Origin of the sequence: Nannocystis punicea (genome assembly GCF_026965555.1) — a bacterium.
Lineage (GTDB): Bacteria > Myxococcota_A > Polyangia > Nannocystales > Nannocystaceae > Nannocystis > Nannocystis punicea.
In genome coordinates this window covers 12819924-12836087 of sequence record NZ_CP114040.1, presented here as the reverse complement: position 1 = coordinate 12836087, position 16164 = coordinate 12819924, and the positions used below count along the sequence as shown (strand labels likewise).

At 70.7% G+C, this 16164-nt stretch carries 11 protein-coding genes; 7 read left to right on the top strand and 4 right to left on the bottom strand.

Translation table 11 applies throughout. From position 1 onward, the window contains the following. The first annotated feature begins 48 nt into the window (after positions 1 to 48). Positions 49 to 597: a GNAT family N-acetyltransferase gene (locus O0S08_RS49500; RefSeq protein WP_269036559.1), complete on the top strand. Its 549-nt coding sequence runs from the start codon at positions 49 to 51 to the stop codon at positions 595 to 597. 142 nt (positions 598 to 739) lie between these two features. Here the strand turns inward: O0S08_RS49500 and O0S08_RS49495 are convergent, their stop codons facing one another. Beyond that, on the bottom strand, positions 740 to 1078 hold the full coding sequence (locus tag O0S08_RS49495; RefSeq protein ID WP_269036558.1) for a helix-turn-helix domain-containing protein: 339 nt from the start codon (positions 1076 to 1078) through the stop codon (positions 740 to 742). Between the two features lie 161 nt (positions 1079 to 1239). Between O0S08_RS49495 and O0S08_RS49490 the strand changes: the two genes are divergently transcribed. Both O0S08_RS49490 and O0S08_RS49485 read left to right on the top strand, forming a co-directional pair. Continuing rightward, a complete protein-coding gene (locus tag O0S08_RS49490; protein WP_269036557.1) occupies positions 1240 to 1758 on the top strand; it encodes a P-loop nucleotide/nucleoside kinase family protein in 519 nt (172 codons plus the stop codon). A gap of 432 nt (positions 1759 to 2190) precedes the next feature. Beyond that, positions 2191 to 5778: an alkaline phosphatase D family protein gene (locus O0S08_RS49485; protein WP_269036556.1), complete on the top strand. Its 3588-nt coding sequence runs from the start codon at positions 2191 to 2193 to the stop codon at positions 5776 to 5778. On the opposite strand, the gene O0S08_RS49480 is transcribed toward O0S08_RS49485, so the two are convergent. Next, positions 5732 to 7756, bottom strand: a complete 2025-nt coding sequence (locus O0S08_RS49480; protein WP_269036555.1) for a hypothetical protein — start codon at positions 7754 to 7756, stop codon at positions 5732 to 5734. The two genes, O0S08_RS49485 and O0S08_RS49480, sit on opposite strands and share 47 nt — an antisense overlap. 171 nt (positions 7757 to 7927) lie before the next feature. On the opposite strand from O0S08_RS49480, the gene O0S08_RS49475 reads away from it, so the two are divergent. The 4 genes from O0S08_RS49475 to O0S08_RS49460 all read left to right on the top strand — a co-directional run bounded on the left by O0S08_RS49475 (position 7928) and on the right by O0S08_RS49460 (position 13907). Next, positions 7928 to 9472: a right-handed parallel beta-helix repeat-containing protein gene (locus O0S08_RS49475; protein ID WP_269036554.1), complete on the top strand. Its 1545-nt coding sequence runs from the start codon at positions 7928 to 7930 to the stop codon at positions 9470 to 9472. A 45-nt stretch (positions 9473 to 9517) separates the two neighbouring features. Further along, complete coding sequence (locus O0S08_RS49470; protein WP_269036553.1) at positions 9518 to 10402, top strand: alpha/beta hydrolase; 885 nt, start codon at positions 9518 to 9520, stop codon at positions 10400 to 10402. 76 nt (positions 10403 to 10478) lie between these two features. Further along, positions 10479 to 11303, top strand: a complete 825-nt coding sequence (locus tag O0S08_RS49465; RefSeq protein ID WP_269036552.1) for a hypothetical protein — start codon at positions 10479 to 10481, stop codon at positions 11301 to 11303. Positions 11304 to 11435: 132 nt separating this feature from the next. Then, on the top strand, positions 11436 to 13907 hold the full coding sequence (locus O0S08_RS49460) for a thioesterase domain-containing protein (RefSeq protein WP_269036551.1): 2472 nt from the start codon (positions 11436 to 11438) through the stop codon (positions 13905 to 13907). A 101-nt stretch (positions 13908 to 14008) separates the two neighbouring features. Here O0S08_RS49460 and O0S08_RS49455 read toward each other — a convergent pair whose 3' ends face one another. Together O0S08_RS49455 and O0S08_RS49450 are read right to left on the bottom strand one after the other, a co-directional pair. Beyond that, positions 14009 to 14254, bottom strand: coding sequence for a hypothetical protein (locus O0S08_RS49455; protein ID WP_269036550.1), 246 nt, complete (start codon positions 14252 to 14254; stop codon positions 14009 to 14011). A gap of 38 nt (positions 14255 to 14292) precedes the next feature. After that, on the bottom strand, positions 14293 to 16152 hold the full coding sequence (locus tag O0S08_RS49450) for a zinc metalloprotease (RefSeq protein ID WP_269036549.1): 1860 nt from the start codon (positions 16150 to 16152) through the stop codon (positions 14293 to 14295). Positions 16153 to 16164 lie beyond the last annotated feature (12 nt).

Here is a 16164-nt window from a genome sequence, read left to right as displayed (position 1 = left end):
CACCGCGCCGTCAATTCCCCGCGCGCGGCGTGTTACCGTGCTCGCGTCATGAGAGCCTCGCACGACACGTTGACCTCCGAGCGCCTGGTGCTGCGCCGGTTCACCGCCGACGACCTCGAATTGCTGGTGCGCCTGCACGCCGACCCGCAGGTGATGCGCTTCGCCGGCGGCGTGTACGACAGGGCCAAGACCGAGGCGATGCTGAACGAGCGGATCCTCGCCTACTACGATCAGCACCCCGGCCTCGGCATCTGGCTCACCAGCGAGCGGGCCACGGGCGCGCCGGTGGGCACGCACCTGCTCAACCATGTCCGCAACGACACGGTCATCCAGGTCGGCTACCTGCTCTACCCCGAGTACTGGGGCCGCGGCTACGCCACCGAGATGGCGGCCAGGCTCCTGCGATACGGCTTCGAGGAGCTCGGCCTGCCGCAGATCTCCGCGATCACCGACCTGCCCCACGTCGACTCGCAGCACGTCCTGCTGAAGATCGGCCTCCACCGCGACGGCGAGCGCCACTTCCCCGCCTACGGCGACGACCCGCTGGCCTTCTTCACCCGCGACGCCCGCAGCTGGCTCGCCGAGCACCCGGCCTGAGCCCGATCGGGGCCTTCACACGGCATGTCCTCTCGAACATGTCTTGAAGGTCCTATCATTATTGTCCACACGCCAGGCGTCTCGGACGCCGGCACGTCGACGAATCACCGCACCCGGCGGTCCGCGCCCGAGCGGCCGCGCCTCAGGACTTGGGCCCGAACACCTTGAGGTATTCGTCGCGGTGCTTGCCGTCGAGCAGGGCCAGCGAGCTGTCGGCGTCGTCCTGGTGGTGGACCGCGTAGCCGGCGTCCTTGAGCGCGCGCAGGTGGCGGCGGACCGCCTCTGCGTCGATCTGGAACACCTTGCCGATCTCCTCCGCGTCGCAGATCACCCGCGGCGCCTTGGCTGGGCCCTTGCGGTTGCGGTAGGTCGCGGCCAGGTTCGCGTCGACGAACGTCCAGAGGTAAGCGAGCACGACCTTGGCGCCCGGCGACAGCGGGTCACCCTCGGCGGAGGTCGCGGCGAACAGCTCTCGGGGCATCTCGGCCATGCTGTTTTTGCGGGCTAACGCGATCGGCGCCCAGCGTCAAGTGCGAAGTCGAACGTCGTCCCGCTACTTCTGGAGTTAACTCCGCTCGCGCGGAATCGCGCCGGGCTGGCGGCCGCGATCGTTCCGCGCGCGAATCGTGGCACCCTGCCCCGGTGTTGATCGCGCTCTCCGGGCTCCCAGGCGTCGGCAAGACCACCCTCGCGCGGGCTCTGGCCGCGCGGACCGGCGGCGTCCACCTGCGCATCGACACCATCGAGCAGGCGCTGGTGCGGGACGGCCTGCCCGCTGCAGACCTCCACGGCCGTGGTTACGCCGTCGCCCGCGCCCTCGCCGGCGATCTGCTCGCCGCCGGCTTCACCGTCGTCGCCGACGCGGTCAACCCGATCGCCGCCACCCGCACCGCCTGGCACGACCTCGCCCGCGCCGCCGACGTCGCCTGCCGCGACGTCGAGATCGTCTGCACCGACCTGCACGAGCACCGGCGCCGCTTCGAGGCGCGCGTCGCCGACATCCCCGGCCACCGCCTGCCCACCTGGGCCGACGTCCAGGCGCGGGTCTACGAGCCGTGGCTGACCGCGCCGCGGGTCGTCGTCGACACCGCGCAGGTCCGCGACGACCCGGTCGAGCAGGTCGTCGCCGCCCTCGGACTCGACGCATATGCGCTGACCTGATCGACCGCCCGGAATCCGCGGACCGGCGGCGCACTATCGACATTGCCCGGTCCAAGCATTCACGCCACCGGCGTTCGGTTTCGCGCATCGCGTTTCGCCGGGTCCTTTCGCGCCCTGGGCTCGACAGAACCTCGCGCAGGCAGCCAGGGCGGGGGCAGCCTCGGGCCGGGCCCGAGAGCGGGGAGTTCGCCGGCGGGATTGTGCTTGACTGCGTCGACGGGCGGGGTAGCCTCACGAGTCATGCCACTTAACTTCTCCTTACTGACAATTCGTATGGCGGACTCCCGGGCGCGGAAGCGGTCGCGACGCTGAGCGCTCCGCAGGCCCGCGACGCGCCGACGCGGGCCGAAGCGCGCCCGATCTCCTGCCTACGAATCGACGCACTTGACTTGACTTTGCCTGCTGGCTCACGCCGCGGACTCGCTGACCGATATGCCCGCTATTTTCGCCGAGACGACCTCGAAGTACCGATCGTCGGCATCGCTCGCCACCGCGGTGGCGCTCGCGTGCCTCGTCGCCCCTGACGCCCTGAGCTCGCCCCGCCTCGGGCTGTTCCTGTTCGGCGGCGCCGCCTTCCTCGTCGTGGGATTTTCGGCCCTCGACCTCGTCGGCGCCGTGCTGCCGGGCGGCAGGCTGTCCGTCCGCGGCCTGCGGCGGGTCGCGGCGCTGATCATGAGCGCCCCGCTGCTGCTGCTGGCCGCGCTGATCTTCGGCTTCCAGTCGCCGGCGGCGCTGCCCCTGGTGCTGCCGGCCGGGCTCGTGTTCGCCGTCGCCGTGGTGATCGCGATCGACCGGCTGGCCCCGCGGCTCGGGGCGCCCGACGACCCGCGCTTCTGGCTGGGCACCGCCGTCGCCGCCGCCCAGCTGGTCGCCCTGTTCGTCTACGTACATGTCTCCGAGGACACCTTCGCCGTGGTCCGCCCCGGCACCGAGCGCCTGCACGCGGTGCTCTACTTCGGCACCTGGGCCGCCTCGCTCGCGCTGCTGCTGCCGTGGGGCGCGCGCGTTGCGAGCCGGGTCGGCGCCGCCGCGCCCTCGCGCTGGTGGGCCGTGTGGAGCGGCCTCGCGGCGGTCGTCGCCCTGGCCTTCATGTTCGCCGACCGCCGCTTCATGGTCGGCCTCTACCCCGGCGTGCACGTCTGGCTGCAGATCGTCGCCGTGCTCAGCCTCGACGCCGCCCTCGGCCGCGGCCTCGCCCTGGCCCAGCTGGAGCGCTGGCGCGTCGCCCCCGGGCTCGTCCGCGGGCTGCAGCGCGCCGGCGCGGTCGCCCTCGCCATGGTCGTGCTCGCGGCTGTCGGCTTCGCCGTGGTCGCCTTCGGCGGCTACGCCAGCGACCGGGGCTTCCGCGCCCAGGTCGGCGAATCGACGGTCGGCACCTCGATCATTCGCTTCCTCGCGCGCGGCGAGGGCCGGGTGCGCGGCAACCTCAAGGAGCTCGACCACCCGCTCTACCACGACGTCGCCCCGCCGAAGAACGACTGGAACATCCTCCTGATCAGCGTCGACGCCCTCCGCGCCGACGCCCTGCCCGACCCCGAGAACCCCGACAAGAGCGCCGCCCCGCGGCTGTCCGCGCTCGCGGCCGGCTGCGCCGACTTCCGCCGCACCTACGCGCCCGGCTCGCGCACCGCGATCGGCATGGGCGCGCTGATGCTCGGCCGCTACAGCGCCCACATTCAATGGGACCTGTGGATGTGGGACGGCAAATTGATCAATCCCCGCACCGCCACCGCCCGCGACATCCGCGGCCTCACCGGCGGCGTGCAATACACCACGATCCCGCAGATCCCGCCCGAGGGCAACCTGGCCCAGCGCATGAAGGCCGCCGGCCTGCGCACTCTGGCGACCCCGTGGGACGGCTATAGCCGGTTCTTCCGCAAGGACGCCGGCTTCGACCCCGGCTTCGACGAATACACCGACTTCAATTCCTCGAGCTTACGCGAGCCGGCCAGCCCCAAGGTCCTGCCGATCGCGCTGCAGCAGCTCGACAAGGCCAAGGGCAAGCGATTCTTCCAGTGGGTCCACCTGTTCGACCCGCACGAGTCGGGCGGCGATCGCGAGCGCTACGCCGAGCTGGTGCAGGAGATGGACGCCGCGATCGGCGACTTCCTCGACGGCCTCGAGCAACGCGGCCTGCGCGACAAGACCGCGATCTTCCTGGTCGCCGACCACGGTGAGGCGCTCGGCGACCACCGCAACAACACCCACGGCACCTCGCTGTACGAGGAGCAGGTCCGCGTGCCGATGCTGATGTGCCTGCCCGGGCGGGCCGGCCAGGTGTTCCGCCAGCCGGTCTCGACCCTCGACGCCACCGCGACCATGCTCGCGCTCGCCGGCGGCGACCTCACCGGCATCGACGGCGTCAACCTCGTGCCGCTGATCGACAGCGGCACCTACCCCGCCGAGCGGCCGGTGTTCACCGAGCTGCACCGCTACATGTCGAGCCAGGCCCAGCGCACCACCGACCTGCAGGCCGTCGTCCACGGCCGCTGGAAGCTGATCCGCGACCTCAAGAACGACACCGCCCAGCTGTTCGACCTCGAGAACGACCCCAAGGAGGAGGCCAGCGCGCTGTCCAGCCGCCCCGACGTCGCCGACGACCTCGAGGACCTGCTCGACGCGCTCAACGCCGCCCGCGCCAAGCCCAAGCCGCCGCAGCCGCTGTTCGCCGCCAAGCCGGCCGCCTTCGACGTCACCCACGACTCGGTGCTGCTGTGGGCCCGCGCCACCCTGCCGGCGCAGATCCACTTCGAGCTGGCGAAGAACGCCAAGTTCGTCGACGCGCTGCAGACCACCGCCAAGGAGGTCACCGCCGACGGCGACCAGGTCCGCGTCGTCGACGTCACCGGCCTGTCCCCGGGGACACGTTACTGGTACCGCGCCGTCCTCACCCACGAGGGCGAGCGCCTGGTCAGCGACACCGCCAGCTTCAGCACCGCCGCCGACAAGCCCCGCGCGGTCAAGATCGCCTGGAGCGCCGACCTGCTGGCCGACAACGCGCCGTTCCAGATCTTCGGCCCGCTCAAGCGCGAGAAGCCCGACGTGTTCCTGATGCTCGGCGACACCATGTACGCCGACATCCCCAAGAAGAACAAGGGCAAGGACCTCAAGACCTACCGCGCCCGCCACAAGCTGGTCCGCCGCGACGAGACCCTGCAGTCGTTCCTCGCCTCGACCGCGACCGCCGCGGTGTGGGACGACCACGAGATCAGCAACAACGCCCACCGCGACACCGCCAACCTCGCGGTCGCGCGCCAGGTGTTCAAGGAGCAGTGGCCGATGCGCAGCGCCGACCCCGACGACGTCGGCCTCTACCGCTCGTTCCGCCCGGCCCCGCAGGTCGAGGTGTTCATGCTCGACGCGCGGAGCTTCCGCGACCCGCCGGCGGCGCGCGCCAGCATGCTCGGCGAGGCGCAGAAGGAGTGGCTCATCACCTCGCTGAAGTCGTCGACCGCGCGGACCAAGATCGTCGTCAGCAGCGTGCCGATGTTCGTCCCGTTCGGCCACGACAGCTGGCACGCCTTCCCCGAAGAGCGCGCCGAGCTGGCCACCGTGCTCTCCAGCGAGCCGCCCGGCAGCGTCATCGTCCTGTCCGGCGACTACCACCTCGCGTGGCACCTCGTCGACCGCGAGACCGGGATCAACGAGCTCATCGCCGGCCCGCTCGACGCCTGGTCGTTCGAGGACATGCTGCCGCAGCACCTGGCCGACGTGACCAAGTACGGCGGCTTCGCCATCACCGATGGCCCCAACTACGGGGTGCTGGAGATCAAGCCCGACGGCTCGGTGATCGCGCGCTACCACGACGTCAAGGGCAAGCAGAAGTACCGCGTGGTCGTGAGCGGCCCCGCGGAGGCGCCCTCGCCCGTCGCGGCGGAGCAGCCCTCCGCCGCGCCGAAGCAGCCCTCCTCCACCGCGCCGACGCGGCCCTCCACCGCGCCGAAGCAGCCCTCCTCCACGCCGACGCAGCCGGTCAGCGCGCCTTCTTCAACTTCGGCAAGCACTGTCCGGCCACAGTGACCAGGCCCTCGCCGCAGCGCGAGGCCTTGGCCGCGACCGCCGACTTGGGGGTGATCAGCTTGCGCAGCGCGTTGCTGCGCTGCATCGTCGGCTTGATGCTCGGCGTCAGCTTCTTGACGTCGATCTTCTTGGGCGCGACCCAGCCGTCGGCGACCACGTCCTGACGGTTGACGAGGTCGAGCTGGACCGAGCGCAGGTCGATCGACTGGCAGCCGATCATCGGCGTGTCGTTGCCGGCGTTCGAGTCGACCGTGCACTTCATCGACGTCAGCACCCCGCGCGAGTTCTTGTTGAACGTCTCCGTGCGCGGGTCCTCGCCCGTCTTGCCGCTGAGCATCCCGTGGTACTTGACGTCCTTGAACCCCTCCAGGCACTTCTCGTAGGCGCTCTTGTTGATCGCCTTCATCGGCCCGCACACGGCCTCGGCGTCGATCGTGACGTACTCGGCCTTCACGCCCGAGCCCCTGTACGAGCACTGCGCCAGCGTCTCGCCCGGCGACGGCGCCGCCAGGTCGAACACCGGCGTCTTCAGCGTGGTCTCGAAGGTCGTGTGGTCGGCCTTCGACTCCTCCATCCGGATCTTCAGCGTCGACAGCAGCTTGCGCGTGTCGAGCGGGTCGCCGCCGGTGAAGTCGGACTTGAACGTCACGTTGGCGCTGAAGCTGACCGGCCCGCCGCCCATCTCGCGGTCGCCCTTGGTGTTGCTGAACTGCCCCTGCGTCGTCAGCAGCGCCGTCTTGAGCTTGCTCTGGATGCTCTCGCCGGCGTCGCGCCCCGCGTAGCACTCCGACACGTAGCGGATCGGGAACTGGTCGTACTCGGCGACCACGAAGTCCTCGAAGTCCTTCCACGTGTTGTACAGCGACTCGCAGGCCGGCTTGCCCGCCCAGTCGACGTCGCAGTCGCGCGCCCGGTTGCGCATGTCGTCGAGCTGGCCCTGGTACCACGCGCGCCGCGACTTGATGTACGCCACGCGGGCGTCGCGCCTGGCCGGCGTGGTCCCCAGCGCGAACAGCTTCGCGTTCTGGATCATGAAGTCCGAGTCGCCGATCAGCGCGGTCAGCCCCCACGCCGCCTCGGCCAGCTTCGTCAGCTTCTGCTCCGAGGTCAGCGGCGCCAGCGGGTTGTTCACCGGCCAGTTGGCGACGATGTCCTCGTACGGCACCGCCATCAGCTTGAACGTCTGCTTGGCCCCGTTCTGGCCGGGGAACGCCTGCACCTGCTGCAGGAACTGCTCGACCGACAGGCTGGCGCTGCTCGTCCCGCTCGAGGTCACGTGGATCTCGAGGTCCTGGGTGTTGCTGGCCTGCTTGAGCTTGTTGATCGTGCTGATCCCGACCTCGGCGTTCATGGTCGCGTACTCGACCCCGATCACCCCGCTGGCCGCCAGCTTGCTCTCGGTCACCGTGTCGCGGACCGACAGCTGCACCGTGCCGAAGAACCACCGGCCCTTCTGCTCGCCGATGACGATGTAGTCGCCGCACTGCTGGCGGAACGCCGGCGTGCCGACCATCGCCAGGTACTCGGGCTTGAGGTTGATGTCGCCGGCGACGAACTTCATCGGCTCGACGTTGTGGTACTTGGCGAGGATCGTGTGGGTATTGAAGTTGGTCTGGGTCGACTGGAAGAAGTCGACCTTCGAGCTGGCGTTGGCGCTGACGAGGCCCATCGACGCCGAGAACTTGGTATTGACCGCGAGGTCCATCTCGTCGGCCAGCTGCGAGTTGGAGACGATCGAGCTGAACTTGAACTCGTCGCCGCTCGCGCCCGAGCCGTCGAGCAGGCCGGCGCCGAATTGCACGCACTGGCGCAGCACGTACTCGCGGCTGATGCTGTTGTAGCCGTATCCGCGGCCGGTGAGCGTCTTCGGCGGCTCGAGCTCGAGGTACTGATCGCTCGCGAGGGCCGTCTGCGCCACGCTCAGGGTCAAGAGACCGCACGTCACCCCCGCCAGTCGCTGCCTGGTTCCACTCCGCATCTTCGACTCCTTGTGGTGCGCTCCGGCAAGCGACCGCGCCCGAGGTTCTCTGCCCCCGACGACCGCACTCGACTTGGGAAACGCGTCGACCCAAAGTGATGGTCGAGGTGAAAACAATTGCGACGATCTGCACGAGCGAGCTCGCCCGCGTCGGCGTGTTACGCTCGGCGCGTGCAGACACCGAGCGCGCAATGGAAGTGGTTCGTCGCCGTCGCGCTCACCAGCGCTTGCGGCGGCGGCGGCGGCAACAGCAGCAGCGACAGCGACGACCCGCCCGGCACCGGCGCGGACCCGACCGGCGGAACAATGTCATCACCGACGTCGACGCCTGGCCCGACGAGCGACAGCGACCCACCGACCACCACCGAGGGCCCGACCGGCACCAGCACCGGCACCACAGAAGCGCCCGCGACCTCGACCGGCGAGGACATCACCAGCGGGACGACCACCGGCGCGCAGCCGACCGAGTGCGCCGACGACAACTGTCATTACGTCAGGGCCGGCGCGTCGGGCAGCGGCGCCGACTGGGACGACGCCTCGCCCGAGCTGCCGGCCGAGCTCCAGCGCGGCCACGTCTACTTCGTCGCCGCCGGCAGCTACCCCGCGTACCAGTTCGACGACGCCGAAGCCGGTGACCAGGACATCCGCGTGCTGCGGGCCAGCGCCGCCGACCACGGCACGGACGTCGGCTGGGACCCCGGCTTCGCCGCCGGCGAGGCGGTGTTCGGCGAGCTGCGGTTCACCAGCGGGCGCTACGAGTTCGACGGCCGCGACGCCACCCGCGTCGTCGGCGGCTTCGAGAGCACCGTCGTCGACATCGCCGCGCCGGCGATCCGCTTCCTCCGCAGCGACGTCGACGGCGCCTTCGCCGAGCGCGGCGGCAAGCACACGGGCGGCGCCTGCACCGCCATGAACATCAGCGGCGACGACGTGGTGGTCGCCGGCAACCGGATCCACGACGCCGCCGACGACGGCGTCTCGATCGCCGGCCTCGTCAACCTCTCGTTCACCGGCAACGTCGTCCACGCCCTCCACGGCTGCGGCACCGACGGCGACTGCGGCCCCTGCTACAACGGCCACAGCGACGGCCTCGAGCTCTACGACGTCGCCGACAGCGAGATCGTCGGCAACATGATCTACGACGTCGCCAGCACCGCCGCGGTCTTCTTCGGCAACTGGGCCGACGAGCTCGGCATGGGCGAGAGCGAGTACTGCGAGAACGTCCTGCTCGCCAACAACATCCTCTACAGCCCCGAGACCGGGTTCGTCGCCTACATCGAGGACGCCCGCGGGATCGAGGTCCTGAACAACGTGATCTGGGGCCTGCACCAGGGCGCTTACGGCGGCCTGTCGATCGGCGTCAACGTCAGCGACCTCGACCTTTACAACAACGTCATCCTCAGTATCAATTACACGCACATCGGCGGCGAGTACGACCCGGCCGAGCACCGCGGCGACTACAACCTGTTCGCTTATTCGCTCGGTCAGTGGCAGGACGGGCCCCACGACATCGTCGCCGAGGACCCCCAATTCTCCGCGATCCCCGGCGGCGAGGGGCCTGCGATCGTCGATCCGGCGGCCGACGCGTTCGCGCCGGCCGCCGGCAGTCCTCTGATCGACGCCGGCTGGCCCGGCGACGCCGACATCGTCATCCCCGAGTTCGACTTCTTCGGCCAGCCGCGCGGCGACGCGCCCGACATCGGCGCGATCGAGTGACGGTCGCGCCGGCAAAACGTCATGCACGCGTGGTAGCGTCGCGTCATGGTCGACACGCATCGAATCACCTTCGAGTCCCACGGCGCGCCGATCGTCGGCGACCTGTTCGTCCCCGCGCGTGAGGGTCGCCTGGCAGCGGTCGTCGTCGACGGCCCGCTGACCTCGGTGAAGGAGCAGGCCCAGGGCAACCACGCCCGCGCGCTCGCCGAGCGGGGCTTCGTCGCCCTCGTCTTCGACCACCGCTTCTTCGGCGAGAGCGGCGGCCAGCCGCGCCAGTACGAGTCGCCGCCGAAGAAGGTCGAGGACCTGCGCGCCGCGGTCGACTTCCTGGTCGCGCACGAGCGCGTCGACAGCAAGCGGATCGGCGCCGTCGGCGTGTGTGCGGGCGCGGGCTACGTCGCCGCCGCGGTCGCCGAGGATCCGCGGATCCGCGCCTTCGCGGCCGTCGCCGGGTTCTTCCACGACGTGGCGATGCAGCTCAAGTGGATGGGCGAGGCCGGCTTCGAGGCCGCCATCGCCGCCGGGCGGGCCGCGCGGGAGCGCTGGGAGGCCACCGGCCAGGCCGACACGATCCCCGCGGTCGGCGACGGCGAGGTCGCCATGCCGCTCGCCGAGGCCTTTAATTATTATGGCACCCCGCGCGGAGCGGTCGCCAATTACGTCAACGCCTTCGCGGTCATGTCGCGCGAGCACACCGTCCCCTTCGACGCCCAGTCCGCCGCGCCGAACATCCGCGTGCCCACTGCGCTGGTCCACTCGGAGAAGGCCCTCGCGCCCGCGCTCGCGCGCAGCTTCCACGCCGCGCTCCGCGGGCCCAAGGCGATCCACTGGCTCACCTCGCAGGGCCAGGTCGACTTCTACGACGACCCCAAGCTCATCGCCGCCGCCGCCGACCTCGTCGCCGTCCACCTGCGCGCCGCGCTCGGCTGACCACCTGTCCCGAAGTTCATCTCACGGCTCCAGGAGCCACGGCGACAGCTGCGCCGCGAACCGCTATGCTGCGCCCGTGCGCCGCGTCTCGCCGTGCCTCGCCGCCGCCCTGCTCGCCTCCGCCTGTAACAACGACGTCGTGGTGGACTGCGACAACTTCTACGGCCTCGCCCACCGCCTGCCCGAGCCCGGCGCGATCGAGGTGCCGACCAACACCCGCCTGTGGATCAACCTTCCCCTCTCCGATTTCAATTATCTCGACACCATCGAGCTCGTCGGCCCCGACGGCCCCGTCGCGCTGACGCACTCGATCGTCGACACCAACTGGATCTGGGGCGATCCCAAGGAGCACCCCGGACTCGACCTGTGGATCTTCACGCCCGTCGAGCCGCTGGTCCCGGGCCTGCACGAGGTCTTCCTCGCTGGCTTCAGCGACTGGAGCTTCACCGTCGGCGACGCCTTCGACACCAAGCCGCCGCCGATCCCGGTCGTCGAGGACATCGCATACGGCAGCGACCGCGAAGAAGGTCACGCCTACATCGCCCTCAAGCAGCCGATGTCGCTCGTCGTGCTCGAGCAAGAGGGCCAGGCCGAGCTCGATCCGCAGACGCTGTCCGGCGAGATCACCGAGGTCTATACCGGCGACGAGTTGTTTCTCGGCCGCGGCCTGTGCCTCGACAACTGGCCCGGCGAGCCCGGAGCGCGCACGCGGATCCGCCTCAGCGCCTTCGACCTCGCCGGCAATCACTCCGGTTACGGCGAGTGGATCGACATCGAGATCCCGGGCGGCTGCTCCCTGGCCGCGTCGCGCACGCCCCCTCCGCTCCTGCTGCTGCTCGCGCTGCTCGGCCGCCGCCGCCGTGCGCCGCGACCCGCGAGCGACGAATGCCATGACTCATAAAAACATGTCCTTGGCGTGCCCGCGCCGGCGCCGAGCACCCCGCCGGCCGGCCGAGCACCGCCGCGCCTACGTGACTCCCGTGGCGCGACTGCACGAGCCCGCCAGAGTCGCATCGATGGTAGCCTGCGCCGCGTGCCCGGCCTCCTGACCGCGCTCGCGCTGCTCACCGTCCTCGCGGTCGCGGCGCTCCTGCGCGATCGCCTCGGCGCCGTCGTGGCCCTCTGCGTCGCCCTCGCCGGCACCTTCCTCGCCGCCAGCGCAGTCGGCCTGATCTTGCTCGACCTCGGCCGACTGCAGCCTTGGCCCCTGCGCCTCGGTCTGTTCGCCGCATTCGCAATCATCATACTCCTCGCATTCGTCGCCCGCCGTCGACTGCCCGCAATCACTCCTGCCATTGTCCTCCACGCTCGCCCGCTCGCGCTCGGCCTCGGCGTCCTGATCGTCGCCGGCGTCGGCCTGCGCCTGCACCCGTCCCCCTACCTGCAGGGCGGCCAGGATCAGGGCATCTACGTCAACGTCGGTCACCACATCGCCCGCACCGGTCGCCTGCGGCCGGTCGATCGCTTGCTGCGAGGAGCGGTGCGCGGCGTCCCGCAGGCCGACGTCCTGGCCGCCTACCGCGTCAAGCCGCAACCCGCCGATTCGCCGCTCGCGGGCGTCCGCGAGGGTCGCTGGACCGCGGGGATCCACATCGAGGACGCCCGCGCGGGCCGCCTGGTCCCCGCGTTTTTTCAGCTGATGCCGGTGTGGTTCGCCATGTGCGAGCTCGACTGGGGCTTCGCCCGCTCGACCTGGCCGCTCGTGCCGTTCTGGGCCCTCTCGGCCCTGGCCCTGTTCGGCCTCGCGCGGCGCCTCGCCCTGGACAGCGCCGATCCGCTGGTCCGCCGCCGCGCCGGCACCATCGGCCTCGTCGCGCTCGCCGGCCTCGCGCTGCACCCGCTCGACCTGTGGATCTCCACCTTCACAGTCACCGAGAACCTCGCCCGCGCCTGCCTGTTGATGGCCGCCTGCCTGTCCCTCGAGGCAGGTGCCGCCGAGCGCGACGATCGCCCCGGCGCGCGCCTGCTCGCCGTCCTCGGCGGCCTCTGCTTCGCCGCCGGCGCCTTCACCCGCGGCAGCTTCGTCGCCCACGCGATCGTCCTCGCCCTCGCGCTCCTGCTCGCCCGCGACGGCGCCCCGCGCACTCGCCGGGCCCTGTTCGCGGCGCTCGTCGTCGGCACCACCCTCGCGGTCGTGCAGGCCGTCCTGCACTCGTGGCCTTACTTCTTCTCCGCCGCCGCCAACCACTTCCACGTCCCGCGGCTCACCCCGCGCCCCGCCGTCGCAGTCGCCTGGACCCTCGCCGCCGGGGCCGCCCTGCTCCTCCTCGACCTCGGCCTGGGCCGCCTCTCCCCGCCCCTCCGCGGCCTCGCGCGCCGGGTGCTGCGAGTCCTCGCCGGCCTCGGCCTCGCCCTCGCCGCGATCGTCCTGGTGCGGAGAGCGTGGCTCGGGAGCGACGAAGCGAGCCCCGAGCAGCAGGTGCTCGCGGTGCTGCTGCGCCACGGCGGGCCGCTGCCGCTGCTGTTCGGCCTCGTCGGTCTGGCCCTCGCGGTTCGCCGCGCCGACGAGCGGCACCTGCCGTGGGTCGCCCTGGCCGCCGCGGTCGTCCTGACCGCCGCGCTCAAGTCGGGCGTGCGCTACGAGTTCTACTACGCCCGCTACTTCGTCGCCGACGTCGTCCCGGTGCTCGCGGTCGCCACCGCCTGTCTCTTGGGACACCTCGTCGCCCGCCTCGAGCGCCGCCGCGGCCCGCGCCCGGCCGCCCTCGCCTGCGGCGCCGTGCTGCTGGCGTGGTTGCTGCCGCCGCTGCGCCTGGTCCCGCGCGAGGTCTACTGGACCCGCGACCTCGCCGACGACCCCGCCCAGCTCGCCGGTCTCTTCGAACATGTCCCCGAGGACTCGTTGCTGCTGTTCGACGACCGCGCCCCCGGCCGCTGGCGCGGCCTCCTGGCCGCCCCGGCCCTGCTCTCGTTCGGCCGCGACGCCCTCGCAGCGGCGCCCGGCGGGCACATCGTCGAGGGCGCGCTCAAGGCCGGCACCCCGGTGTTCCTGCTGTCCGGCGGCTGGGAGCCCGCCGATCGCCAGCGCTGGCCCTCGGCCGCGCACGGCCCCTGGCGCACCCGCGTCGTCGCCCGCGGCGTTTATCACGCCCCGCGCGCCGAGACCGTCGAGGGCGGCGCCCCGGCCCGGCTCGTCGACGGCGGCGGCCCGTGGGAGCTGCAGCAGCTCGACAGATCGATCTGGCGCAGCTCCGGCGCCTTCAGCCTCTACCCCGACAGCATGTTCGTCGCGGCCACTCACACCGGCTTCGTCACCGAGCCGCTGCCGCTGCCGCTGGGCGCCCGCGTCGAGCTGTGGCTGCCAGCCGGCGCCCCCGCCTGCGAGGTCACCGCCGCCCTGCACACCGACGCCGGCCCGCTCGTCCTCGCGTCGCTGCCGCGCGAGCCCGACGGCCCGCTGCTGTGGGCCTTGCCCGCCCGGGTGCCCTCCTCCGCCGCGCTGGCGCTCGCCGCGAAGTGCGACGCGTTCACGTGGCGCTGGCTCAGCGTGCGCGCCGGGCCTTGAGATGTCCGAAAAGACATCGAGCACGCTCCGGTCACGACAACATGACATGTCTCCTGGGACATGCCCGTAAAGACATCGACACCTCGGCGCCCGCGGTCGCCTCAGCGCTGCCATCGAGTCGTCTCATCCTCCGCGCCCGCCGACGCCGATCTGTCCCTGAGGACACCCGCCCGAACGATCCGGCCGACGACGCGCACGTCGACCTCGCCGCCGCCGGCGGCAGCGGCTTCCGGGCCGTCGACGTCGCCGCTCGGCCGATCCGCCGCGAGCCCCCGCGCTCCGCCTGAGCGATGCGCGGCCAGAAGCGCGCCGCCGGCACACATCGAGAGACATGTCCAGAAGGACATGTCTCTCGACGCATCTCATGCCGCGTCGGACGACCGCGTCACTGGTGCGTGAAGGCGCGCCAGGTGCTCGTCCCGCCGGACGCCATCGAGCCCAGGCTGATCGGCCAGTGGTTCGACGGGAAGGTGCGCTCGTTGGCCACCGTGCCGGTCAACAGGTTGCTGGCGTTGCGGGTCATCGTGAAGATCTTCGCGTAGTTGGAGGTGCCGGGGGTCGTCCCGCTGAACCCGGAGACGTAGCTGAACATCACCAGGCCGTTCGCCGTCCCGCCCGCCATCGCCGAGTCCAGCATCCCGTAGGACGGCTTGCTCGTGGTCAAGGGGATCACCAGCGGATCGTCCTGCCCGTCGCGGACGAAGCAGATCGAGCCGTTGAAGGTCGTGATGGCGCCCTCCATCATCCGCACGACCGGTCCGGACTGTTCGGTGGTGGACAGCGGCACGACGCAGCGCGTCGCGCTCGGGTTGCGGTGGTCGCACGACACGCTGCCGACCTCGAGCACGTGCCCGACGGTGGTCATGGCCTGAGTGCAGCCGCCGCCGCCCGAGACCGCGTTGATCGTGCGCACGAACACGCGCTGATCGCCCACGATGTCGTATGTCTGGCCGTCGCCGTCGTCGGGCCACACGTCGAGGTAGGCGAGGACGAACACGTCCTCGTGCGGATCGTAACTCGCCCCCATCGACTTGTACTGGGTAAGCGGGCTGCTCTGCGGCGCCCTCCACGTCCCGTCCGCGAACGTGCGCCACCAGATGCGCGTGTCGACGCTCCCCGTGCTCTCGCCCGAGGTGCTGCTGGAGGGGCTGCCGAACCACGACACGAACTGGCGCTTGGTGCTGTCCGACTCGTTGTAGCCCAGCGCGACCTCGGTGCGGTCGAAGGTCTTCAGGGAGGCCCCGGCGCCGTTGTCCATGAGGATGCCGCCGCTGAAGGCGTTGGTGTCCCAGCCGATCGTGGTGCCGGAGAACACCCGGACGAGGTCGTTGGTGTCGGTGAAGCCGACCAGGATCTGGTCGAGGTTCGGGCCCACCGCGTCGCTGGCGGACACGACCGTGTTGGTCACCAGGTCGGGATCGATCGCCGCAGGCGCGTTCCAGCTGATCGAGGTAGGACCGCCGGACGCGACGTGAATCGCGCGTTCGGGCTCGCCGTAGATGGCCCGAAGCCCCTCGACGTCGTCGCGCCGCAGCTGGCGGCGGAAGTCCTTCCGCGACGTCCACATCGCCCCGTACGTCCACGACACGGCGCCGTTGGTACAGGCGCTGGCGCTGGGCGCGTCGGTGTGATTGAGCCGCAGGGAGTGGAGGAGCTCGTGCACCATCACGCCGACGAGGTCGTGATTGAAGGACACGCTGCCGTCGTCGTGGTCGGGATCGACCCACCACCTGTTGTTCTTCAGGTGCTCATCGTCGCTCGCGGCGTTGCATGCCCAGACCCCGCCGCGCGCGAAGAAACTGACGGCCTTGTTGCGGCCGAGATCGGTGTTGGTCGAGGCGAACTCCCCCGGCATGCTTTCGAAGTTCTGCGTACTGCAGGACTCGTACCCCTCGATGGTGATTCCGTTCTCCACGGTGGCCCAGTCGATCTCGGGGCTTTGAGTCACGCCTCCCGGCTCAGGGCCGGCGAAGTACAGCTTCGGCCCGTCGTGCGAGGCGCGATTGATGATGTCGATGGCAACCTTGATCCACTTTTCCAGCTCGGCGCTGGAGAGGCCGGTCGTCCACAGGTTGCCGCCCAGGTAGACGGGGACCAACTCGCCCGACACCAGCTCCAGGTAAGCCGAACCGTTGGTGATGCAGTAAGCGTGCGCGACCCTGTCGAGGGGGGCGAGGCTCAGCGCCAGGCCGGCGGCGCATGCGGCGTACTTGCGGAGATTGTTGTGCGTCGAATGTTTCAGCATGACGTCCTCCTC

Coding starts and splice junctions, on each gene's coding strand:
- O0S08_RS49500 (WP_269036559.1), top strand. CDS start 49: ATGAGAGCCTCGCACGACACGTTGACCTCCGAGCGCCTGGTGCTGCGC.
- O0S08_RS49495 (WP_269036558.1), bottom strand. CDS start 1,078: ATGCCCCGAGAGCTGTTCGCCGCGACCTCCGCCGAGGGTGACCCGCTG.
- O0S08_RS49485 (WP_269036556.1), top strand. CDS start 2,191: ATGCCCGCTATTTTCGCCGAGACGACCTCGAAGTACCGATCGTCGGCA.
- O0S08_RS49480 (WP_269036555.1), bottom strand. CDS start 7,756: ATGCGGAGTGGAACCAGGCAGCGACTGGCGGGGGTGACGTGCGGTCTC.
- O0S08_RS49470 (WP_269036553.1), top strand. CDS start 9,518: ATGGTCGACACGCATCGAATCACCTTCGAGTCCCACGGCGCGCCGATC.
- O0S08_RS49455 (WP_269036550.1), bottom strand. CDS start 14,254: ATGTCCTTCTGGACATGTCTCTCGATGTGTGCCGGCGGCGCGCTTCTG.
- O0S08_RS49450 (WP_269036549.1), bottom strand. CDS start 16,152: ATGCTGAAACATTCGACGCACAACAATCTCCGCAAGTACGCCGCATGC.